This window comes from Myxococcales bacterium (assembly GCA_022184915.1).
Lineage (GTDB): Bacteria > Myxococcota_A > Polyangia > Fen-1088 > Fen-1088 > JAGTJU01.
Map to the genome: position 1 here is coordinate 144,941 of JAGTJU010000007.1, position 21,771 is coordinate 166,711.

Genomic DNA, 21,771 nt, shown 5'->3' on the forward strand with positions numbered 1-21,771 from the left:
ACGACGCGGCCTTGGCTCAGTTCACGGTCTCGACACCCGCCCCGGCGGCTTCTTCTCGTCCACCCGTCACCTTCGTGAGCAGCTTCAGGTTGTGCTTGGCGCCCTCGTGGCCAGGGTCGAGCGCAAGCGCCGCACCAAACTCGGCTTGCGCTTCTCTCAAGAGGCCGAGGCGCAAGGCCACCACACCCGCGGCGAAGCGAATCTGTGGATCCTGGGGGTCCGCTTCGGCAGCCGCCCGAAGCTCGTTGAGCGCATCGGCATGTTGCTCCAAGGCTCGAAGCGCCACAGCGTAGTTGTAGCGAACCGAGGCTTTGTTCGGGCGGCTCCGTGCCGCCTTCATGAGAAGCCAGCGGGCCTCCTTGGCCCGCCCTTGTTCAAGCATCACGGCCCCCAGGTTCGACCAGGCCTCGGCCCGCAACTGAGGATGCTGAGCCGCTTCCGTGAACATGCGCTCGGCGGCCTCCAAGTTTCCCGCCTGGTGGTAAACCGCCCCCAAGAGAAACACGGGGCGTGGATCTTCGGGGACCAGCCGGCGCAGCCTCTCGTAGCGCTTCGCGGCTTCGTCCAACTGTCCTTCTTGCCGGGCCAGGTCACCCGCGATCTTGAGCGCCTCCTTGTGCCGGGGTTGACGCTCCAGCACCGCATCGTAGGAAGCCGCGGCCTCGGACAGACGCCCCTCGTTGAGGTAGGCCGCCGCCAAATCCAGGCGCGCAGTCACATTGTCGGGATCCAGCTTTACGATGGTCTCGAACTCCAAGACGAGCGCCGCGCCGGCCTTTTGGGCCGAAAGCACCAACGTGAGCAAACGACGGGCTTGAAGGTCATCGGACTTCCGCTCCAGAACCGCCTCGAGCGCCGTGCGGGCCTCGGGAAGGCGCCCCGCAGCGTAGAGCAGTTCGCCGTAGCTGCGCCGTGCATGCCAGGCCCCCGGGTCGAGGGCGAGCAAACGCTCGAAGAGAGCCAGGGCTTCGGGTGACCCCGTATCGCGCTCGAGAGCAGAAAGCGCTGACAAGGCCGGAACGTAATCGGGGCGGTCATCGAGCGCCAAAGCGAACAAGGTACGAGCATGTCCCGGGCGGTTGGCCTCGAGGTGAATCAAGCCCAGGTAGCGACGGGTCTCCGGCACCCGGGGATCAATCACCAACGAACGTGTGAGCCAGCGCGCCGCCGCTTCGGGCGCCTTCGCCATGCCTCCCAGGCCCAAATGGCTGGAAACACCGCGCGCGTAGAGCACGAATGCGTAGGCATCACGAGAAAACGGCGTTTGCGCGTGCCGGGGCTCGGCCTCGAAGTGCAGATGCGGAAGGCCGACAAACGCTTCGCGGGCCGCCTCGAGCACCAGACGGGGGGCGTCCTGCCGCGAACCCTCCCGGTGGGCCGTACTGGCCACTTCGCCGGCCCCTGGCGCGGCCGAGCGGACCGTCACGGTGACGGCGAGGCGCGTACCAGGGCGGGTGGCAAACTGACCACTCACGATCCAGGCCACGTCGTCGCGAGGCAGTGGCGCCTCGGCTCCGGGCGCCACCGCTGCCAAAAGCGACCGGGGTCCCACGAATCTCAACGGGTGAGCGGTCCAGAAGCGATCGGCGACGAGAGCCGGCAAGCCCGCCTCGAGATAACGAAGCGCTCCCACTTTGTCCGAATTGTCGAACGGCTGAACCACGAAGCCCTGGCTGGGCTGGCACATGCCCGGCACGTCGGCTTCAGCCGGCTCGTGACTCTCCTCTGCGCCCGTTGAGGCCGCACGCACGATGCGAGCGTCGAGCCCCCACGAAACACCGAGAGCGACCGTGAGACTTAAATTGACGAGCGCCTGCGAGCGGCTCATAGACGAATGGTGGATGCAGGAGTGCGGAAGACAAGTTTTCGCCCGCGAAGATGGCGTTTTTTCCCCGCTTTCCTGCGTGTGACGGCGCTTTCGCTGCTGGGAAGCGCCTTGTTGGGTGTAGGCCTCGGCGTGTGGATGTACCGAGAGTTCGCAGGAGATCTGCCAACGAACCTCTCGGTCTTGACGGACTACCGGCCCTTGCGCGCCAGCCAACTGTTGAGCGCGGATGGCGAAATCATCGGGGAGTTCTTCGTCGAAAAGCGCATTCTGGTGCCGATCGAACGTGTCCCGCAGGTCGTGCGACAGGCATTCGTCGCAGCGGAGGACGTTCGCTTTCATGACCACGGCGGTATCGACTACTTGGGGATTCTGCGCGCAGCCCTCGCCAACCTCCGCGCGGGGCAAGTGGTTCAAGGCGGGTCTACGATCACCCAGCAGGTCGCCAAGCTGCTGATCGTGGGGCAGGAGCGATCGTTGGCGCGGAAGATTCGCGAGGCCATGCTCGCGCATCGCATCGAGGCCCGCCTCGAGAAGGACCAGATCCTGGGCATCTACCTCAACCATGTTTACCTGGGGCACGGGGCGTACGGCGTCGCCGCCGCTGCCTCTGCTTACTTCGGCAAGAACACCGACGATCTATCGGCTGCGGAAGCGGCCATGTTGGCTGCCATGCCCAAGGCGCCGGGACGCTCCACGCCCTTTCGAGACTTCAAAAGAGCGAAGTCGCGACAACGCTACGTGGTCGATCAGATGGAGTCCCTGGGCTACCTGAACGCCGCCCAAGCCCGTCAGGCCCGCGAAGAGCCGCTCATCCTGGTTTCGCGCGGACGGGCGTTGCGAAACGTGGCGGCGCCCTACTTCGTGGAGGCCATGCGGCAGTACGTGGCCGATCGATACGGAGACGAGGATCTGCTGGAGAACGGCCTTCGCATTCACACGACGCTCGACATGCGCCTACAACGTGCGGCGGAGGCTGCCGTCAGACGAGGGCTGGAGGACATCGAGAGGCGGCTCGGCTTTTCAGGGCCCATCGGCCATCTTGGAGGCGAGGAGCGACAGCGGATGCTCACGGGCGAGCCTCGGCCCTTCGGCCCCGCGGGCTTTTCCGTCGAGGATCCCGAACAGGCGGGGCTGCTCGTAGTACCCGCCACCCTGCGTGCGGTCGAGCTGGACGCGACCTCGCCGGGTGTGATCCTGCCGGAACGCACGGCCCAGGCGCTGGCGGGGGAAACCCAGTTTGCGCAGCGCAAGGCCCAGCAACAAAGGCGCCCCAAGGCCCTGCAGAGCGCGCCGCCGCCCGACTTCGACCCGTCCACGATCTACGCAGCGATGATCACGAACCTCGGTCGCAAGGTCACCGTGGCTTCGGGCATCCTGGAGGCGTCCTTGGACCCCGACGACGAAGCGCGCGTCCTGGCGTTCAGGGGAGCGGGGGGCGTTGGCCTCCAGGTAGGAGACGTGTTGCCCGTCTACTTCAGCGTTTCGGAGCCGACACCATCCCGCAAAAACGAGGGGCCCTTGCTCCGAGCCAGGCTCTCGGCCGCACCCACCGTTCAGTCCGCCCTGGTTGCGCTCGATCCCCAAAGCGGCCACCTGCTTGCGATGGTCGGCGGATACGATTACCAGGCCAGCCAGTTCAACCGGGCCCGCCAGGCCAGGCGCCAGGTCGGCTCGGCCATCAAGCCCTTCATCTACGGAGCCGCCGTTGAGGCAGGGCTGACGCCGCTCACGATCCGCTACGACGTGCCGGTGAAGTTCCGCACGTCGAGCGGCGTCTGGGCGCCCAAGAACTATCGCCCCAACTACCTGGGGGCCGTCACCTTACGAACCGCGCTCGCCAAGAGCGTCAATACGGTAGCCGCCCAGCTGACGGCGCAGCTGGGGGTGACCCGTCTCATCGAGTTGCTGCGCCACGCGGGCGTGAGCTCGAAACTGCCTCACGCCTTGTCGCTGTCACTCGGAACCGCCGACCTCAGTCTGGAAGAACTTTCGTATGCCATGGCCAGCTTTCCCGCCGGCGGGCGCCGCGTTCAGCCGCTCGCAGTGCTGCGGGTGGCGGACGCGGCCGGCAACGTCTTGGAGGACCACCGCAGCAGAGCCAGCGCCCCTGGACGTGAAGACGACCGGGTGGTCTCGCCCGAAACGGCGTTCGTCGTGACGGATATGATGCGAGCCGTGGCCGAAGAAGGAACCGCCCGCAAAGCCAAGGCGCTCGGCCGCCCGGTGGCCGGGAAAACCGGCACCTCGAACGGCTACCGGGACGCATGGTTCATCGGATTCGTGCCCGACCTGCTGTGCGGCGTTTGGGTGGGGCGTGACGACTTCAAACCCATTGGCCACGACATGACGGGCGGGCAAACCGCATTACCGATCTGGCTCGACTTCATGACCGAAGCGCTCGGAGACAGCGCCCCGAAGGCGTTCGAGCCGCCGCCGGGCGTGCTTTTTGTCCGCGCGGACACTGAAAAGGGAGTCCCGGCCCCCCCAAGCCACCCGAAGAGCCGCCTCGTGCCGCTCAGGCGCGGCACCCTCCCTCCCGCATTCCGCGGCCCCGCGCACGCAGGCTCGTTCAATGACGCTCAGTTCTAGCGGCGTGCGCACGAGGGGACGCGGCGACGGCAAGCGCGGGCCTCGTGGAGACAAAGCGGAAACGATCGACGACGGCTTCGTAAGCTCGAAGACACTCTGCAAACCTCCGAAACCATGAGGTTGCCGCCCGCGGCGACCTGGGTGCCACAATTCCGACCAAAGTTGATCAAGCCGCTTAAAGCTCGAACAGGCTCCGGCCGAGAACATCCTTCGCCCGGAACAGCCCGGATGGTTCATGACCAGCGTCCCAGCCCATGGCCAGCCTACCCTTCGTCGCCCCTGGACTTCGTCGTCAACGGCACGAAAGGCTCGACGGCGAAGGGTGGGATAAGCGCCCCCAATCTGGGACGACATAGGCCAACCTCGGTAAAAAACTAAAGAAAATCCTAACTTATGTATTTTGGTCTCAGCGCCAATGTCTTGACACCCATGACGCGATCGTTAAGATAGCGGACGGCGTTGGACCAGATACCAACCAGGTTCTTATCGCATTAACGCCAACCCGACCTGTGGGAGCCATTGAAGGCGAGCGCTCGAGCGCACGCGGAGGATGAAATGCAAGGAATTTCCGAGTTTTTGGAGAAGGGCGGCTTCTTCATGTACATCAACCTGCTGTGCTCGGTGGTCACGATTACGATCATCGTGGACAGGGCGATCTTCTTCCTTGCGAAGGCCAGCGTGAACGCCAAAGCCTTCCTCGAACAGATCCGAAAGTTGGTGTTGGCCAACAACGTGGACCGCGCCGTGAAGCTTTGCTCCGCTACCAGCGCCCCCGTGGCCCAGGTCGCGAAGGCAGCCCTTCAGCGCGTGCACCGGGGCGAACTGGCGATCGCCCAGGCCATCGAAGAAACGTTGGTCGACGTCAGCCCCATGTTGAAGAAGCGCGTGCAGGTTCTGTGGTCGGTCGCAAACATCGCGACCCTCATCGGCCTCCTGGGTACCGTGGCCGGTCTCATCAAGGCGTTCGGCGCCGTGGCCGCGGCCAAGCCGGAAGAGCGGACCGCGATCCTCTCCGAAGGTATTTCGGAAGCGCTCAACAACACGGCTATGGGTCTGTCCATCGCCGTGACCTGCATCATCGCTCACGCCTTCTTCTCGGCCGCTTCGAAGAAGCAGGTGTCGGACCTCGAAGGCTTCGCCATGAAGCTCGAGAACCTCCTGGCCGAGTCCTCCAAGGGCGGCCAGGCCTGACCACATGGGAGCCGGAGTACGTCTTCCTGGGTGTGAAGACTTGCACCGGCTCTTGGTTCCCCCCTTCCGGTTTCAGACTCACACGAGCGAATCACGATGACCAGACGCCAGGTGCGCGCCGCCATGAGGCGCATGCGAGAGCACGCCGAAGAGGCCGAGGAAGAGACGGGGGAGTTGAACCTCGTCCCCTACATGGACATCGTCACCAACATCATCATCTTTCTCCTCGCGTCCGTGGTGACCTCAGTTCCTCTCGGCAACGTCAACGTGTCTCTGCCCACTATCTCCAGCGGTGGCGGGGCTGCAGCCGACGAGCCCGAGAAGCCGCCGTTGAATCTGACAGTCACGGCCGGGCAAACCGGTTTTCTCATCGCGGCCTCGGGCGGTGTTCTTCCGGCAGTGCCCAAGAAGAACGACAAGTACGACTACGCCGAGCTCACGAAGAAGCTGATGGAAATCAAAAAAGAGTTTCCAGACGAGACCAAGGCCACCTTCAACGCCGACGCAGGCACACCCTACACGATCGTCGTGGAGACGCTTGACGCCATGCGCGAGGACACCAACCACGGACTGATGTTTCCCGACGTGGTGTTCGCGGCCGGTATCTTGTGATCGCTCCCGTGGTCTAGACGTACTCCTCGGACTCTTCAAGGACAACCAATGTCGCTCGCGGGTGAAGAATTCAGTCGGTTGGAAGGGAAGAAGGCGATTCGGGCCTTCGCACGGCGCCTGGCCGAGCCAGACGTGATTCGTGAGCTCAACATCACGCCCATGATGGACATGATGACCATCATCCTTGTGTTCTTGTTGAAGTCCTTTTCGGCGAGCGCCACGAACATCAAGTTCGACTCGAACCTTCAGCTACCGCCCAGCACGACGCAACTCGCGGCACGTGAGGCTGTGGGCGTCACGATCACGAAGAACGTGGTGCTGGTGGAGGGCGATGCCGTCGCTCCCGTCAACCAGGGCAGGATCGATCCCACGCTCAAGCGGGACGGGGAAAACGGGTACTTCATCACGCCGCTCGTGGATATCCTCGAGCGGTACAACCGCAAAGAGCGCAAGGTGGCCGAGCTGACCGGCCAGGATTTCGACTCTCAGCTGATGGTGATCGCCGACGCCGACACACCCTACCGCCTGCTGACGGAGATCCTGTACTCGTGCGGCCAAGCGGGCTATCAAAACTATCGCCTCGTGGTTCTGAAGAGCAACGACTGAGCTCGCTGCTGTCTCCGTGCTGAGAACGAGGTTCCCGGCTGCGCACGAAGCCCTCCCACCCGGAGGGCTTCGTCGTTTTCAGCGTCTTGGTGACCGTGCTGATGACCGTCCCCGAAGAAAGCAAGCGACAGGGCCAACCAGGGGAAGCACGGCAGCCATCAAAGCGACCGGTGCGACGATGCGGGCGCACGTGCCGATGAGGGCCCAAGGGGTCGAAAGGGCGCTTGCCGGTTGCCAGAAGGCGAAGGTCGCCAACACGGCCGCCATCATCACCCCGAGGGCACCCGCGCTGCGAAGACGCAGAAGTAAAACGAGGCTCAGGCCGGCCACTGCCAGCGCAGCCATGGCGATCCAGCTTCCCCCCGGCCCCCCCCACACCGCCCCTTGGGGCTCCTTCGGCCCCAGCGCCCAGACGACGAGTGCCGGCAAAGACGCCGAAGTCCGCGTGATCGTCTTCCCCAGGCGGCTGACGGCGTGGTCGTCCATGCCATAGCGTTCCCGCCAGGCGGACTGGCCCTCGTAAAGGGCCGCCACTTTCGTGCCGCGGAGGGAAAACACCACCACGCCGTGCAGTGCCGTGTAGATGACGAGCGGTGCCACCCATCCCACGTTCACGAGGCTGAAGACACCGACCATGAAGCCCGACCAGCCGAGGCCTTGCGCATACCAGCGCCCCCAGAACCATTCGGACCCCACGGCGAAAAACGCAACGAGGTAACACAGGCCCAGGGCAAGGAAGGCCGCGCGCCAGGAGGGATCCAGCAGCAGACCCAGCAGGGCGTACAGGATCCCGAACACTGCCAACGCGAGCTGCGCCACCGTTCGGCGCGTTCGCTCGACCCCCACGTCCTTCACCCACGACAGATGCCGATCCCAGCTCATGAGGTGATTATAATCCCAGGCGCGCCAAGGTGCCCGCCACCCTGTCCACCCACGCCCGGACGTAAGCGCACCAGGCCGCCTCACGCCACGTACCTTGCTATCCTTCCAGGGCCTTCAGCACCACGCGGCGATTCTTGACTCGCCCTGGACCCACGTTCGGCACCAAGGGCGCCGAGGCGCCCATGGGCGCGAGCTGAAGGCGGTCGGCCGCGATACCTTGCGCTTGGAGGTAGTCGCCGATGGCGTGGGCTTGTTGCTCGGTGATGGCTTTGGGATCGGCCCGGCCCGCGGAGACGTCCCAGTGTGTTTCGATCACCAAGGTGCGGATGCGGGGCTGCGTTACCAAAATATCCACCACCTCGTCGAGCGTCTGATACGAACGGGCCGAGAGCACCACAGGAAGCCCCCCCGCCTGCGCATCGAATGAGAGGGGAAGCCGGACGTTCAGCCCGTCGGCGGGCGTGTAGGAGGCCGCTGCGACCTCGCGGCGGGGACGCAACGTGAAGTCGACCTCCGTCTCGGTCTCGAGACTCAAACGCTGCTCTTTCGTGAGAAAGCCCTCGGCCACGGCCCTTGCAACGTAGACTCCCGGTGGCAGCGGCGCTTCGAAGGCCCCCGCGGAATCTGTGGCCACCGCCACGTCGGCGGTGCCACTGAAGTGAACACGCGCCGCCAAGCCCTTGCCCGTGGCGTCCACCACACGGCCACGGACCGTCGAGTTCACCGCGGGCTCCAGCGACACTTGCACTTCGGTGGCCATGCCCGCTTTGACACGGGCGCGCACGCTTTGGGGCAGGAAGCCCTCGGCCGTAACGAGCAGATCCACGACCCCGGGTTCCAGTTCGTGAGATGTGAAGGAGCCGTCGGGGTCCGAGGCCACCTTGGCGCGCGCCAGACCCTGCACCGCAATCACCGCAAGAGACACCGGCGTGCCCTCGGGACCGACGATGCGCCCCGTCACCACGCCCGTGTCTACCGGTTCGTCCTCAGTGGGCGCGATCGAGGCCATGGCAGGCGTCTGCGTGACGAGAAAGCCCCCGGAGCCAAGATCGAAGGCCCGGCCTATCTGTAAAGCAAACGAATAGGGCGCCTGCGGGGGCCCGTAGGGAAAGCCCACGGAGCGGAATCCCAGGTCCACGGCGCCCGTCGCGGACCAGGAGGAGGCAAAGGTGGCCCGGGCGCCGAAGCTAACGGCTTGCTGGTCGCGGTTGTCCTGGCACGGACGTCCCAAGCTGGAACACAGCGGCTCCGCAAAATCCGCGAACGCCTCGTTCGCGCGGCCTGTGACCCACCCGAAGTGGTACTCCGCAAAAGGGGCGATCTGCGCGTTGCGGCCGAGGGGCATTCCGAGCGTCTCGACAGCCAGGGCGGCCTGCAAACGGCTACGTCCCATTCCGTACGCATAGCTCGCGACCAGCTGCGAAGACTGAGACGCCCCGCTGAAATCTTGGAGGTTCGTCGAACGGTCCACGTAGTAGCCAAGATTGCCGTGAAACCGCAGGGGCACCCGGCCCTTCGCCGAAACACTCGACCTCGACATGTCCCAGGTGGCAGCCCCGCCGAGCGTGAGAGACGTAGCGCCGAGGTCGAAGAAAACCCCTTCGGTCGACGAAAAGAACTTGAGGCTCGTGTACGCCGCCACCGACCACCCGGGCTGCGGAGACCGCGCGAATTTGGCCCCGACGACGAGATCGCCAAACGCGCGAATGACCTCGGGATCGACACGGTCGGGTTCGCTTTCGCACACGCCCCCCGAGCACAAACGACGATTCTTGTTCGAGCTGCTGAGGAACGCGCCGTAAAGCTCGATGCCCCTCCGAAGGGCGTAGGCACCTGCCAAGGTTCCTGCGAGGCGGGTGTTTTGGTCGCGGCGGACGATCATGCTGTGCGCGCTCGAAAACTCACCCGTGAACTGCAACCTGAGTCGACCTGCGGGTGCGGTGGAAGCGGAGAGAACCCTCAGGACGCCCACGGCTCCCGACACCGTGTTGCCCTCGAGGGGCTCGCCCACGGTCGGCAGCGGTGCCGGGTCTCGCCGCAAGGTCCTTGGTGCGTCCACGTCGCCCCACGCGGAACCTCGATCGGCGGCCTCGGCGTCGGGCGGATCGTTCACCCAGGAAGGCGGCGTCAGAGGAAGATCGTCGTCGTCACCAGGCACGCGGGGCGGCGGGGGCGCCCGATCGAGCTCGACCGGCGGCGGCTCGAGGGACTGGGCCTGCGCACGGCAGGGCGTTCCGAAACCCAGCCACACTGCCAAACAGCTCGTGAGTATAGAGCGAGGGCCCCGCCCTCCCCCGCGATCGACGAGCCGAACGAGGAGGCAGGACACAGAGCGACGAGGAGTTCTTGGCATGGAGACGCGCGTACGAGCGCGGGTGCCAATCTTGGGTCAGAAGACCCCACGCACGCAACCACTTTTACGACGCTGTGGGGCATCGCCGCGAGAGGCGGCCCAGCGGCGGTGACCCGAGGCGGGTCGGCTTCGCCCTGGGCTCAGGCCGCGCAGGAGCGTTTCACACGGGGGCGTCGAGCTGCTCGAGGAACTGTTTGAGCAGCCCGTCAATCATGAGGTTGCGGCCCGCGGTGTCGTACTTGCCCCCGCGGTATCCGCCTTGGATCTCCTCAAAACGGGACCGCATCTGTTCGATGAGCGTGCGGTAGGGCCCGACCTTGCCTGCGATCTCTTTTTGGTTCTTCACCAGGTAGGCGATGGCCGAGGCCACCATGGCCGCTGACAACACGATGCCGACCGGTCCGGAGAGGAAGTACCGAAGCCCCAAGCGCAAAGCCACCACGCCTGCGGCGCCAAAGGCCGCTTTACGGAACCCCGAGCCGTCCTTGAGAGAGTCCGACGCCAAGCCCACGAGCTGGCCCGAAGCCAAAACCAGGGCGATGAAGTTCCCTCTGCGGGCCTTCCAGCCGCGGTCGTAGTACTCACGAACGGCTTGCCGCAAGAAGGCGCGATAGTCATCGTACATCTCCGCCGGGGTTTCTGATTCGGCGGCGTTCGGCTCGGTCATGGATGCTCCAGAGGTTGGGGGAGGCGGCAGGGCGCCCGTCGGGGATGCTACCATCCGCATCGCAGGTGCCCAAGCCGCGGCCGGCGGCGGCGTCCCCGATCCCATGACACACTGGCCGGGTGATGACTCGAAACGCCCAGGCCGTTGGCGCAGCGCTGGTGCTGATGGCCTGCCTCGACACGGGGGACGCCGCCGCGGAGCCCCCGGGATCCTGGAGACAGGCACAAACACTGCTGCGGCAGGGGCACTACGAACGCGCGCTCCACACGGCCGATCGCATCGCCCACACGCAAGGGAGCCGCACGCCGACGGGCCGCGCCGCCGTGCTGTTGGCCGCCCGGGCCGAACAGGCTCTGGGCATGCTCAGCAGCGCCCGGCGGCGCCTCGAAGCCGCCAGCGCCCGTGCGCCTGACAACCTGCCCTTGTTGGCAGAGCTGTCCCAGGTGGCCATGGCCCTGGGCGACCGGGCCACGGCGCACCTCCTGCTCGAAACCGGGAGCCGCCTGTGGCAGCACAAAGGAACGGATCGCACGAACCCCGCGAACCTCGTCGCGATGGGGTCTCTCGCGCAGCGGGGCGCGAATTGGAAATGGGGCAACGAGCTCTTCCGCGAGGCGGTGAGCCGCGCCCCGCGCGCGCCAGAGCCGAACGTGGCCTGGGGCTCTCTGTTCATCGAAAAGCACGCGGCACAAGAGGCGGCCAGCAGCTTTCACGAGGCCCTGCAGGCGGACCCACGCCACCCCGATGCGCTCGTGGGCTGGGCACGCACGCAGCTTGAAAAGGGCTACGATCGGGCGGCGGCCGAGACCGCCCTCGCGACAGCCCTGTCTGAAAACCCGCGCCACGCAGGCGCCCGTGCCCTCCGCGCCGAGATGGCGCTCGACGGAGACGATCTCGCGCAGGTGGAAGCGTTAATTGGCGAGCTGCGTGCGGTCAACCCCCGGGATCCGAACGCCGCGTGGCTCTCGGCGGCCGTGGCGCGGCTCACGGGCGACGCGCCCCGCTACACCCGCGAGAGGGAGGCGCGCCTCGACGTTCACCCCGCCGATGGGGCCTTCTTCGCGCATGTGGCCGAAGCCCTCGTCCGGCAGCGTCGGTATCTGGAAGCCCGGGCCGTGGGGGAGGAATGCCAGATGCAGGCGCAGCGGGACGCACGCTGTCTCACCAGTCTGGGAACCACGCTGATGCGGCTTGGCGAGGAAGCGCGCGGTCTGGCGCTGTTGCGCGAGGCATTTGCCGCCGACCCTTACGAGGCGCGCACCTTCAATCTGCTGCGGCTCTTCGACACCACGATCGCCACGCGCTACACGATCGTGGAAACGCCGCACCTGCGGTTTCGCGTCGAGCGCGCGCGGAAGGTTGCCCTGGAGCGCATCGTGGCGCCCTTTCTGGAAGACGTGTTCGCGGACTACGCCAAACGCTACGGGTATACGCCCGCAGGCAAGGTGACCATCGAACTTTACGGCGATCCCACGGACTTCGCGGTGCGCACCGTGGGGCTTCCGGTGCTCGAGGTCTCGGCCGTCTGCTTCGGCCCCGTCATCACAGCCATGAGTCCCTCGGCCGGTACGATGAACTGGGGCATCGTTTTGGCGCACGAACTGGCTCACGTCTTTTCCCTGGGCCTGTCTCGTGAACGCGTGCCTCGATGGCTCACGGAGGGATTGGCAGAGTGGGAGACCACGCGCCTTCATCCGGAATGGCAACGCAGCGACAGCCTGGCCTCCTGGGGTGCGCTGAGACGCAAGAGCCTCCCTCCCCTCGGCCAGCTCTCCCGGGCGTTTTACGAGGCGGACTCGAACGAGCGCGCCGTGGTGGCTTACCTTCACTCCGCCTCCGCAGTGACGTTTCTCATCGAGCGCTTCGGCTTTGCGGCGGTGAGGCAAGCTCTCTTGGCATTTGGGGCGGGGGCGTCCGAAACCGAGGTCCTCGGCGCGCTCTCGCGCATGCCGCTTGCCGAGCTGTCGCGCGCATTTCAACAGCACCTGGACGCCCGGTTCTCGGCCCTCGCGGCGCAGTTTCTACCGGAGTCCGCCGAACGGGCCCCTCGTGCGCGCGCCGAGGCTCTGCTGGCTTCGGGGCCAAAGGCCGAAGCCGCGCGGCCCGAGGAGCTCGCGCGGGTGGCGCTCACCTGGCTCGACGCCCACGACGACACGAAGGCGGAACGCCTGCTCGCCCGCGCCCGCCGGAAGGCGGCGAGCGGCGAGGCTGAGCGCGCACGCACCGAAGCTCTCGTGGACTTCGCAAGCGCCCGACTCGCCGATCGGCAGGGCGCCCCACCGGCCCAGGTGGTCCACGCCCTCGAAGGCCTCGCAAAGCGGGGCTTCGACGGCTTCGAGCTGCGCCTGGCGTTGGGGTTCGCGAGCCTGCGGGCCAAAAATGCGGCGGAGGCGGTGGCGCATCTCGAGAGGGCCACACGCTTTGCACCCGACCAGGTCGAAGCATGGTCGATGCTGGCAGAGGCCTGCGACCTGGCGCACGACCCGCGCGCGGAGCTCGAGGCCCGCATCGCCGCGTTCTTCCTGGATCCCCAAAGCGGCCGGATGGCCACACGGCTCATCGAAGCGGCCCGCCAACTGGGAGCCCAAGACAAAGTGGCAAGGCTGGCCCCCTGGGTGGTGTTCGTGGTGCCCGATGATCCGCAAATTCACGCCGCCCAGGGGCGCGCCTTACAGGCTCTCGGGCGCTACCGGGAGGCCACGCTGGCCTACGGGCACGCCCTCGCCTTCGGGCATCCCGAGCCCGACGAGCTCAAACGAGCCCTGGCTCAGCTTCACCGCAGGCTCGGTGAGCGCAAGCCCCAAAACGAAGCCTCCACCACGGCGCCGTTGCTTCAAGGACCCGCGCCGTCCCTGCCGCCATGAGCGGTGGCCAAGGGCACCGGGGCGCGCTACGAACGGCGCCGTGATTCGTCTCGACCAAGTCAGCAAACAACACGGGAACCAGATCCTCTTCGTCGAGGCCGCTGCCGCCTTGTTCAGGGGAGAAAAGGTGGGGCTCGTGGGACCCAACGGTGCAGGCAAGTCCACCATTTTTCGGCTCATCATCAAGGAAGAGAGCCCCGACGAGGGTCAGGTCTCGATCGACAAGGGCATCTCCATCGGTTACTTCAGCCAGGACGTGGGCGAGATGTCCGGGCGCACCGTCGTGGCAGAGGTCATGGATGGCGCCGGGCCCGTGGCCGCATTGGCCGTGGAGCTCAAGCAGCTCGAGCTCGACCTTGCCGACCCTGACAAAGCGGACCACATGGACAAGCTTCTCGAGAGGTTTGGTGAGGTCCAGGCCCGTTTCGACGAGCTCGGCGGCTACGCTCTCGAGGCGCGCGCCCGCGAGATCCTGGCAGGCCTCGGCTTCGCAGACGAGGTCATGGACGGGGACGTGGGCAAGCTCTCGGGCGGCTGGAAGATGCGTGTGGCGCTGGCGCGCATCCTGCTCATGCAACCGGACGCCATGCTGCTCGATGAGCCCTCGAACCACTTGGACATCGAATCGCTCATTTGGCTCGAGACGTTTCTCAAGGGCTACGAAGGGGCGTTGCTGATGACGAGCCACGATCGCGAGTTTTTGAACCGCATCGTGACCCGCATCATCGAGATCGACGGCGGCACGCTCACCTCGTATACGGGCAACTACGATTTTTACGAAAAACAGCGCGCGCTCAACGAAGCCCAGGCAGAGGCGGCCTACCAGCGCCAGCAAGCCATGCTGGCCAAGGAGATGCGCTTCATCGAGCGATTCAAAGCCCAGGCCGCAAAGGCCGCGCAGGTCCAGTCGCGCGTCAAGAAGCTCGACAAGATAGAAAAGGTGGAGCCCCCGAAGCGACGAAAGACGCTCGACTTCGAGTTTCCCGCCTGTGCCCGATCGGGCGAGGACGTGGTGAAGATCGAACGGGTGGCAAAGGCCTACGGCAGCAAGATCATCTACGACCGTCTCGACCTGTTCGTGAAGCGCAAGGAGCGATGGGCGATCATGGGCGTCAACGGCGCCGGAAAGTCCACGCTGCTCAAGCTGGTTGCAGGACAAACGCTTCCAGACGCGGGCACCGTCACGGTCGGGGCCAGCGTACAGATGGGCTACTTCGCCCAGCACGCGATGGAGGTCCTCGAAGGGGACAAGACGGTGTTCGAGCAGCTCGAGGCCGCGTTCCCCCTTGCCAACATTGGCTCGCTGCGCTCCCTGGCCGGGTGCTTTGGGTTCTCGGGCGACGACGTGGACAAACCCTGTCGCATCCTTTCGGGCGGTGAAAAAGCGCGGCTGGTCCTGGCCCGCCTGCTCTACGCGCGACCCAACTTTCTGGTCTTCGACGAGCCTACCAACCACCTGGACATGTCCACCAAGGACATGATGCTGCGGGCCCTTGGCGACTACGAGGGCACGATGTTGTTCGTGTCTCACGACCGGCAATTTTTGGCCGCGCTCTCGAACCGGGTGCTGGAGCTCACACCCGAAGGCCCCGTACCCTATGGCGGAGGATACCTGGAGTACGTGGCACGCAGCGGCCACGAGGCGCCCGGGCTGCGTTGACGCTCACGAGCGCTCGAGGGCGAGGGCGTCCACCGGGAAGCCCTCGCCTTCGGACGACACGCCCGGGGGCCGGGAGGCCGCCGGGGCAACCGGAAAGGTGACCACGAAGCACGTACCCTCGGCCGAGCGCACCTCGATGCTTCCGCCGTGCTCCACCACGATCTGTTGCACCAACGCCAGGCCAAGACCCGTTCCGCGCTCCTTCGTGGTGAAGAAGGGATCAAAGATCTTGTCGACCAGCTCGGCAGGAATGCCGGGCCCACTATCACAGACCTCGAGCGCGAGCTGATCTTCGCCACGCCGCTGCAGCGTCAGGGTGAGCGCACCGCCGTCCGGCATGGCCTCCATCGCGTTGCGCACCAGGTTCAGCAGAGCTTGTCGCAGCTGGGCCTCGCCGGCGATGACATCCGGCAGGCCCAAAGCCACGTTCACGCTCACCTTGACACCGGCCCGCTCCAGCTCCGCCCGCGAAAAGGCGACCACGGAGTGCACGATGCTCCCCAAGTCCTCACGCTCGCGCCTTGCCTGGGGCAGACGGACGAAGCGCAGATACGACTCCGTGATCTCGCTCAAGCGGTCCACCTCGCGCGCAATCGAAGAGACCAAGCGCCGCGCTTCTTCGTCACCCGCTTGCACCTCGTCGCCGAGCAGCTCGGCGTTGAGTCCGATCGAGGCCAACGGGTTGCGGATCTCGTGGGCAATCTGAGACGCCATGCGCCCGATGGTGGCCAGACGCTCGCTTTGGATGAGCCGATTTTCGCGCTCTTGCAGGGCGATCGCCATGGCGTCGAACTCGCGGGCGAGCTCGCCGATCTCGTCGCGCGAGGCCACGCCCAAGCGGCGGTCGTAGTGGCCCCCCGCCACCTCACGCGCCTGCTGACGGAGCACCCGGAGCGGCCGCAGGGTGCGCATCATCGACAGCGCCACCATGACCGCCACGACCGCGCTGCCAAGGCCGAGCAACATGGCCAGGCTCCTGGCAGCTTCTTCGTCGGCACGCAGCTCGGCCGCGATGCGACGACTTTCCCGCCGTATCACCCGCTTGAGCCGGTCGAGGCGGTACGTGAGGTTGGTGAGGTCGCTCGTGAACCTTCGGCGTTCCTCGGCATCCTCGGTGGCCTCGAAGGCTCCCAGCTTGGACCTCGCGTGCGCCAGTTCCTCGCGCAGCTGGCGAATCTGGTCGGTAAACCGGGCGAAGTCGGGCGCTCCGGGCAGCCCCGGCGCGTCCTCTCCGTAAAGTGCGATCGCCGCCAGGGCCGCCTCGATGCGCTCGTCGGCCTGAACGAACAAAAGCGGGCGCGTGGGATCCGGGCGACGCGTCGCCGTTTTGGGAAAGTCGTTCAGCTTGCGCCAGGCCGCGTCCATCTCGAGTTGCACGTCGAAGAGCGCCTGACTGGCCACCACCCGCGCCCGGGTGCGGTGCATGTAGACCAGCGTCAAGACGCTGCTGCCCACGAGCATCGCCGCGAGAGCCGTGTAGGCCAAAAAGATCTTTCCCGAGACGCCGAGTCGCATGGGGCCCGCCCTGTCGGGGCGCGCATAGAGAGTACTGCGGCCCGGGAGCGGACGCATGGATTCTCCGGGTCCAGCTCACCCCACAGGTTTCCTGTGCGCCGGATCGCCCCACGCGGGGGCTCCGCGAAGAACTTAGACGGCCCGTGGAGGCACCCAACACAAATCGTACGTAGCCTGCCCGAAGCGTTGACACGAAGGGCATCGTAGGGAAGTATGCGCGACGTAAGCGACACAAGCATGATGAGCGGTCGACTCCTAGTTTTCGTTGGGTTCGTGGGGGTTGCGTCTGGGGCGCTGGGCATCCAAAAGGCGCAGGCGCAGCAGCCCGCAAACGTACCGCTCGCGGTTTTGGGGCTGGAGGCCACGGACGGGGCCCCCTCCTCGGTGGCCAATACCATCACCGACGCTCTCCGACAGAAAGTCGCGAACGCCAAGGGGTGGAAGCTGGTGCCCGGCAAGGACATCATGGAGGTGAAGCTGGTCTTTTCCTGCCCCGACGAGGCACCGTCCTGCATGGCTCAGGCCGCCAAGAGCCTCGGGGCCGAAAAGCTCATCTTCGGGAGCGTGAAGAGAGCTGCCGACGGTTATCTCGTGACTTTGAAGATGCTGGATGCCTCGAAGGCGCGGGTGGACGCCTGGGTGGCCGAACAGATCGCGCGCACCCAGGCCACCGGTCCCGCAATCCGCGGACCCGTACAAAAGTGGTTTTCCACCCTGACGGGCGCGGGCGCCAGCGGCACCATCCGCGTGACCTCCGATGTCGTGGGTGCCTCCGTGCTGCTCGACGGACTGCCCGTGGGCGTCACGATGGACGAGCCGCTCGAGCTGGGTGGCATCGCGACGGGGCGCCACGAGGTCGTGGTGTCGAAGCCGGGCTATGAGCCCGTGCGCCGCGACGTGGACGTCGTCGGCGGCGAGGTGGTCAGCTTGACCGCTCCGCTGGACGCGGTGGCTCCGGTTGCCGCACCCCCTCCGGTCGGGGGTGAGGCCCTCGGAACGGCCGAGACGGTCCCGGCCGAAGAAGGCGACGGAACGGGCATGAAGATCGCGACGTGGAGCACGCTCGGCGCCGGAGCCTTGGCCTTGGCATTGGGCGTGAAGTTTAGCTTGGATGTGCGCCAGGCCGACAGCGACCTCGACCCACTCCGCCGCTTCCCCTGCGAGCCCACCTCTACGGTGAAGGACTGCAACGAAGCCGGCGAACGCGTGGGGGGCCTGTCCCCCGCCGAGAGCGACGAGGCGCAGCGCATTTTGGATGACGCCCAGGGCCTCAGGGCCCTGCAATGGGTGTTTTACGGCGCCAGCGCCGCCCTTTTGGGGACCGGCCTGTACCTCTACTTTAAAACGTACGCTTCACCCGACGACCCCGACGGCGGGGACCTTGCCCTGGCGAAGCGGATTCGGATGGCCCCGGTTTTGACTCCGGGCGGCGGTGGCGTGTCGGCCCGCCTTTCCTTCTGAGTTCCAGGCGCGCCGCCCCGTCAGGAGGCCTCTCGCGAGCGGGTCACCAAGGGTGCACCGCCCGGCGTGCGGACCTTGCGCTTGCGGCTGAGTTCATCCAAAAAGCGCTCGGGCCCCACGCCAACCTGCGCGCGCAGTTTCGCCAAGTGTTGCCGTTCGTGCCACCAACACCACGAAAGACTCAGGCCCGCGGCTCCCGCGCAGCCGAGGGCGGCGGCCAGGCCCGAAACGCCCTGCCCCAAGAGCAAACCGAAACCTGACAGGGCCATGCCACGGGCCGTCAGCGAGCGGAGACCCAGCCTCTGGGCGGCGCCCATCTCGATGCGAAAGCTCACGCGGGTTCCGTTGCCCTCTGCGCACACCACCGTTTCCACCCTGCTGGCGGGCCCGAAGCTGTAGCGCTCCGCAAACGCCACCGAACGGGCCAGGCCGGGAAACAGGCCCTCGGCCCGGACCCACTCGATGCGGTCACCATGGTGGCGGTGCACCACCATGAGCTGTTCGGCCATGAACTGTTCGAGCGCGCGGCTCACCCGGCCAGGTCGCCCCGGCACGTGCCGTTCGACCCACACCCGTGCGGCGCCCAGGAGACGCTCGAGAGGTTTGGGGGGAACCGACGCCAGCTGGCCCCGGTTCAGCTCGGCCAAAGCCTGCTCCATGACAGGAGCCGAAAGCCCCACCTCCTCCCCGAGCCGGGTAAGGTCATCCGGGTCGATCTCGTCGTCGGCCCTCGCCTCACGGGCGGCTTCCAGCTCGGCCGCCCGCCTCAACACCATCTCGACCTGCACACGTGTGAGCTTCGAGGTCACTTCAGGATTATCCCAGAAAGCCGGACGAGGCGCCCGCCGCCGCAAACGGTGTTCAGGGTGGCGACGCTGGCGGGGGGGAACCGGCGGGGGGACCCGAACGAAGCCCAAAGACGCGCCGGACCACCCAGCCGTACAGCCACTGGGGGGTGATCGGGTGGAGGTAGCGCGACACGAACGAAAGCGGCCCCACGAAGTAGCGAAGGCGCGGACGCCGGCATGTGGCGGCGAAAAAGATCGCGCGCACCACCACATTCACATCGCCTTGCGGAGCTTGGGCGTTCAGGCGCTCGAACCGCTCCGCGAGGGCCAGGTAGCGAGAGGAAGCGCGCCCTCCCCCCACACGCACCTGGTTTTTCTGCAGGGCCGTGGGGAAGGGGCCGGGCAGAATCGAAGCCACGCGAATGCCGAACGGCGCCAGCTCGTAGTGAAGCGCTTCGCCCAGCGCCTCGAGCGCCGCCTTCGAGGCATGGTAGGGCCCGAGCATCGGGATGACCGAGAGCGCCGCGAGCGAGCTGACGTTCACGATGCGCCCCTGCCCCTGCGCATGCATGGCCGGAAGCACGGCACGACAGAGCCGCAAGGCCCCGAGCACGTTCGTTTCGAGCTGGGCCTGGAGCTCGTCGGGATGGGTTTCCTCGACGGGTCCCACGCAGAAGTAGCCCGCGTTGTTGACGAGAACGTCCAGCGTTCCCCCCGTCGCCGCCAGGACCTCCTCCACGGCCGCGCGCACCGAATCGTCATCGGTCACGTCGAGCCGAGGCGTCGTCAGGGACCAGCCGTTCGCAGTGGCCTCCTCCCGCAGGGGGGCTCCAGCGCTCGGGGTCCGCAGGGAGGCAAAGACCCGAAAGCCCCGAGAGGCAAAAAGCCGAGCCGCCGCCTGGCCAAAGCCACTCGAGCAGCCCGTGATCAGCACGGAGGGTTGACGTTGAGCCTCAGACACGTCCAAGCCCCCACAAAAGGCCCACCATGAGGCTGCCCCAGGCGACGGTGCCCACGAGCCAGGTATGCCGGGGCCAGCGCTTGATGCGCGTGAGCAGCCGCGCACCGAGCGAGACGTTGAGCGTCGACAGCACACTCAGGAAGGCCATCCACATCGCCGCATGACCTTCCTCCCGATCGGGACCATATGCAAACGACAATGCGCCCGAAAGGAACAACGTGGCCAGGGCGAGCTGCCCGATCGCCCGCCGGCCGAGGCGCGCCCGCAGCTGGGCCGCGCGAACGTGTTTGAGACCTGGAACGGGGACCTTCATGGCTAAGGCTCACCGCACATGACTCGTGACTATCGTCTTTGGACCCCGGACGCAAAGCCTTTGCAGGCCTGCCAGCGCCGACCGGTGGCAGAGGAAGTCAGCCGTGTGCACCTGCCGCTTTGTCCAGCTCCCGGCACCTCGTAGGATGGGCCCGTGCCGAACGATAGCTATCTGGTCATGGACATCGAGACCATCCCCGATCGGGACGTCCATACGCCCCCCGAGGCGGCCCCTGGGGCCGAGAGGCCCTTTCCGCCGCTCTTTGCGTGCCGAACGGTGGTCATCGGGGTGCTGTGGCTTAGCGAGGATCTCTCGGTCAAGCGGCTGGGCACGATTGGCGACGGTCACGACGAGGCCGAGAGCTTGAGGGCCTTCTCCGAGTTCATGAACAAGCACCGGCCCCACCTCGTCACGTGGAACGGGCGAGGCTTCGATCTGCCCGTGTTGGCGCTCCGGGCCCTTCGCCATGGCGTGCCCTTCCCCTGGTACTACCGCGACAAGGACTTCCGCTTCCGGTTCAGCGAAGCGGGGCATCTCGATCTGTGCGACTTCCTGTCCGACCACGGAGCGGCCTCGCGGACCTCGCTCGCGGGGGCGGCCAAGCTCATCGGTTTGCCGGGCAAAGATGGCGTGGACGGCAGCCAAGTCGAGGGGCTCTTCCACGCGGGGCAAATGGAGGCGCTCAAGGCGTATTGTCTTTCCGACGTGGCACAGACCGCCTTCGTATTCCTTCGTTACCGGCTGCTCGTGGGGACCCTGGATCGCGCGGCCTACCAAGCAGCCGCCCTGGGCCTGCTGGACACGTTGGCGGCCGATCCCCGCTTTGAGCGCCTCCTCCAACAGACCGACGTTGCACGCCTGCTTCTTTCCCCCGCCGAAGGCGGGACTGCGCCCGGCCCCACCTGAGGCCCCCGGTCTCAGCCCGGCAGGGCCCCCGAAGCGGCCGCGCGGCGCCGGACCTCGGCCTCGAGAGCCTTGAACATGCCCGGCAACGACGCCGAGACCAGCCCGTCGACGATTTTCCGCAGCATGAACCCCGGAACGGGCGCCCTCACGGAAAGAGTCACGAAGTACGCGACGCTCGTGCCCCCCTCCTCGGCCGCGAGGCGCCAGCCCCCTTCGTTTTGGTCCACCACGTCTCCTTCCACGAAGGTCCAGGACACGGAGAGCGCCTGAGGGTCACAGACCAGGTCCAGCACGTAACGCACCGGGAGCAGCATCGGCAGCTTGAACTCGGCCCTCGTTCTTTGGCCGTCGACCTCGAGCACCCGGGCCTCGGACATCTCTTTGAAAACTTGGGGGTAAGAGGGGATGTCGGCGATGACGTCGAAGATTGCGCGGGGCGCCAGGCCGGTAAAACTCTGACGCCGGCGGACGGGTTCAAGGGGGGTGCTCATCCACCGATGAGCTATCAGGTCGCAACGGCCCGGGCAATGCTGCCTCCGCTCCGGCGCGGGGGCACGGCAGATCGCGAGGGCTGC

General features: G+C 66.3%; 17 protein-coding genes. 8 read left to right on the forward strand and 9 right to left on the reverse strand.

The annotated features are described in order from the left end of the window. Positions 1 to 16: 16 nt before the first annotated feature. Positions 17 to 1,828, reverse strand: coding sequence for a tetratricopeptide repeat protein (locus KA712_23195; GenBank protein MCG5055874.1), 1,812 nt, complete (start codon positions 1,826 to 1,828; stop codon positions 17 to 19). A gap of 78 nt (positions 1,829 to 1,906) precedes the next feature. Between KA712_23195 and KA712_23200 the strand changes: the two genes are divergently transcribed. The 4 genes from KA712_23200 to KA712_23215 all read left to right on the forward strand — a co-directional run bounded on the left by KA712_23200 (position 1,907) and on the right by KA712_23215 (position 6,826). Continuing rightward, positions 1,907 to 4,417, forward strand: coding sequence for a PBP1A family penicillin-binding protein (locus KA712_23200; protein MCG5055875.1), 2,511 nt, complete (start codon positions 1,907 to 1,909; stop codon positions 4,415 to 4,417). Between the two features lie 555 nt (positions 4,418 to 4,972). Then, positions 4,973 to 5,608 carry a MotA/TolQ/ExbB proton channel family protein gene (locus KA712_23205; protein ID MCG5055876.1) on the forward strand — a complete coding sequence of 212 codons (636 nt, stop codon included), beginning with the start codon at positions 4,973 to 4,975 and terminating at the stop codon, positions 5,606 to 5,608. A gap of 96 nt (positions 5,609 to 5,704) precedes the next feature. Next, positions 5,705 to 6,220 carry a biopolymer transporter ExbD gene (locus tag KA712_23210; GenBank protein ID MCG5055877.1) on the forward strand — a complete coding sequence of 172 codons (516 nt, stop codon included), beginning with the start codon at positions 5,705 to 5,707 and terminating at the stop codon, positions 6,218 to 6,220. A gap of 78 nt (positions 6,221 to 6,298) precedes the next feature. Continuing rightward, positions 6,299 to 6,826, forward strand: a complete 528-nt coding sequence (locus KA712_23215; protein MCG5055878.1) for a biopolymer transporter ExbD — start codon at positions 6,299 to 6,301, stop codon at positions 6,824 to 6,826. Positions 6,827 to 6,904: 78 nt separating this feature from the next. Here KA712_23215 and KA712_23220 read toward each other — a convergent pair whose 3' ends face one another. The 3 genes from KA712_23220 to KA712_23230 all read right to left on the reverse strand — a co-directional run bounded on the left by KA712_23220 (position 6,905) and on the right by KA712_23230 (position 10,728). Beyond that, complete coding sequence (locus tag KA712_23220; protein MCG5055879.1) at positions 6,905 to 7,708, reverse strand: hypothetical protein; 804 nt, start codon at positions 7,706 to 7,708, stop codon at positions 6,905 to 6,907. A 97-nt stretch (positions 7,709 to 7,805) separates the two neighbouring features. Beyond that, positions 7,806 to 9,965, reverse strand: coding sequence for a carboxypeptidase regulatory-like domain-containing protein (locus KA712_23225; GenBank protein ID MCG5055880.1), 2,160 nt, complete (start codon positions 9,963 to 9,965; stop codon positions 7,806 to 7,808). 256 nt (positions 9,966 to 10,221) lie between these two features. Then, positions 10,222 to 10,728, reverse strand: a complete 507-nt coding sequence (locus KA712_23230; GenBank protein ID MCG5055881.1) for a hypothetical protein — start codon at positions 10,726 to 10,728, stop codon at positions 10,222 to 10,224. Between the two features lie 122 nt (positions 10,729 to 10,850). Between KA712_23230 and KA712_23235 the strand changes: the two genes are divergently transcribed. Together KA712_23235 and KA712_23240 are read left to right on the forward strand one after the other, a co-directional pair. Next, positions 10,851 to 13,592 carry a hypothetical protein gene (locus KA712_23235; GenBank protein MCG5055882.1) on the forward strand — a complete coding sequence of 914 codons (2,742 nt, stop codon included), beginning with the start codon at positions 10,851 to 10,853 and terminating at the stop codon, positions 13,590 to 13,592. A gap of 40 nt (positions 13,593 to 13,632) precedes the next feature. After that, complete coding sequence (locus KA712_23240) at positions 13,633 to 15,252, forward strand: ATP-binding cassette domain-containing protein (protein MCG5055883.1); 1,620 nt, start codon at positions 13,633 to 13,635, stop codon at positions 15,250 to 15,252. Positions 15,253 to 15,255: 3 nt separating this feature from the next. Here KA712_23240 and KA712_23245 read toward each other — a convergent pair whose 3' ends face one another. Continuing rightward, positions 15,256 to 16,767, reverse strand: coding sequence for a HAMP domain-containing protein (locus KA712_23245; GenBank protein ID MCG5055884.1), 1,512 nt, complete (start codon positions 16,765 to 16,767; stop codon positions 15,256 to 15,258). 273 nt (positions 16,768 to 17,040) lie between these two features. Here KA712_23245 and KA712_23250 point away from each other — a divergent pair, with 273 nt between their 5' ends. Further along, positions 17,041 to 18,228 carry a PEGA domain-containing protein gene (locus KA712_23250; protein MCG5055885.1) on the forward strand — a complete coding sequence of 396 codons (1,188 nt, stop codon included), beginning with the start codon at positions 17,041 to 17,043 and terminating at the stop codon, positions 18,226 to 18,228. A 20-nt stretch (positions 18,229 to 18,248) separates the two neighbouring features. On the opposite strand, the gene KA712_23255 is transcribed toward KA712_23250, so the two are convergent. Genes KA712_23255 through KA712_23265 form a run of 3 tightly spaced genes read right to left on the reverse strand, consistent with a single transcriptional unit; the run spans position 18,249 to position 20,290 of the window. Then, on the reverse strand, positions 18,249 to 19,037 hold the full coding sequence (locus tag KA712_23255) for a hypothetical protein (GenBank protein MCG5055886.1): 789 nt from the start codon (positions 19,035 to 19,037) through the stop codon (positions 18,249 to 18,251). A gap of 52 nt (positions 19,038 to 19,089) precedes the next feature. Beyond that, positions 19,090 to 19,977, reverse strand: a complete 888-nt coding sequence (locus tag KA712_23260) for an SDR family oxidoreductase (protein ID MCG5055887.1) — start codon at positions 19,975 to 19,977, stop codon at positions 19,090 to 19,092. Beyond that, entirely contained in the window at positions 19,970 to 20,290 is a 321-nt protein-coding gene (locus tag KA712_23265) for a hypothetical protein (GenBank protein ID MCG5055888.1), read from the reverse strand. Before KA712_23265 ends, KA712_23260 begins: the two co-directional genes overlap by 8 nt. A gap of 153 nt (positions 20,291 to 20,443) precedes the next feature. On the opposite strand from KA712_23265, the gene KA712_23270 reads away from it, so the two are divergent. Then, the gene (locus KA712_23270) at positions 20,444 to 21,196 is read left to right on the forward strand and encodes a 3'-5' exonuclease (protein ID MCG5055889.1); all 753 of its coding nucleotides are present in this window, start codon (positions 20,444 to 20,446) and stop codon (positions 21,194 to 21,196) included. An 11-nt stretch (positions 21,197 to 21,207) separates the two neighbouring features. Here the strand turns inward: KA712_23270 and KA712_23275 are convergent, their stop codons facing one another. Beyond that, a complete protein-coding gene (locus tag KA712_23275; GenBank protein ID MCG5055890.1) occupies positions 21,208 to 21,687 on the reverse strand; it encodes a hypothetical protein in 480 nt (159 codons plus the stop codon). Positions 21,688 to 21,771: the final 84 nt, after the last annotated feature.

What these genes read in the sequence shown, in the direction of transcription:
- KA712_23195 (MCG5055874.1), bottom strand. Translation starts at nt 1,828, where the DNA reads ATGAGCCGCTCGCAGGCGCTCGTCAATTTAAGTCTCACGGTCGCTCTC.
- KA712_23205 (MCG5055876.1), top strand. Translation starts at nt 4,973, where the DNA reads ATGCAAGGAATTTCCGAGTTTTTGGAGAAGGGCGGCTTCTTCATGTAC.
- KA712_23210 (MCG5055877.1), top strand. Translation starts at nt 5,705, where the DNA reads ATGACCAGACGCCAGGTGCGCGCCGCCATGAGGCGCATGCGAGAGCAC.
- KA712_23220 (MCG5055879.1), bottom strand. Translation starts at nt 7,708, where the DNA reads ATGAGCTGGGATCGGCATCTGTCGTGGGTGAAGGACGTGGGGGTCGAG.
- KA712_23230 (MCG5055881.1), bottom strand. Translation starts at nt 10,728, where the DNA reads ATGACCGAGCCGAACGCCGCCGAATCAGAAACCCCGGCGGAGATGTAC.
- KA712_23235 (MCG5055882.1), top strand. Translation starts at nt 10,851, where the DNA reads ATGACTCGAAACGCCCAGGCCGTTGGCGCAGCGCTGGTGCTGATGGCC.
- KA712_23245 (MCG5055884.1), bottom strand. Translation starts at nt 16,767, where the DNA reads ATGCGACTCGGCGTCTCGGGAAAGATCTTTTTGGCCTACACGGCTCTC.
- KA712_23265 (MCG5055888.1), bottom strand. Translation starts at nt 20,290, where the DNA reads ATGAAGGTCCCCGTTCCAGGTCTCAAACACGTTCGCGCGGCCCAGCTG.
- KA712_23275 (MCG5055890.1), bottom strand. Translation starts at nt 21,687, where the DNA reads ATGAGCACCCCCCTTGAACCCGTCCGCCGGCGTCAGAGTTTTACCGGC.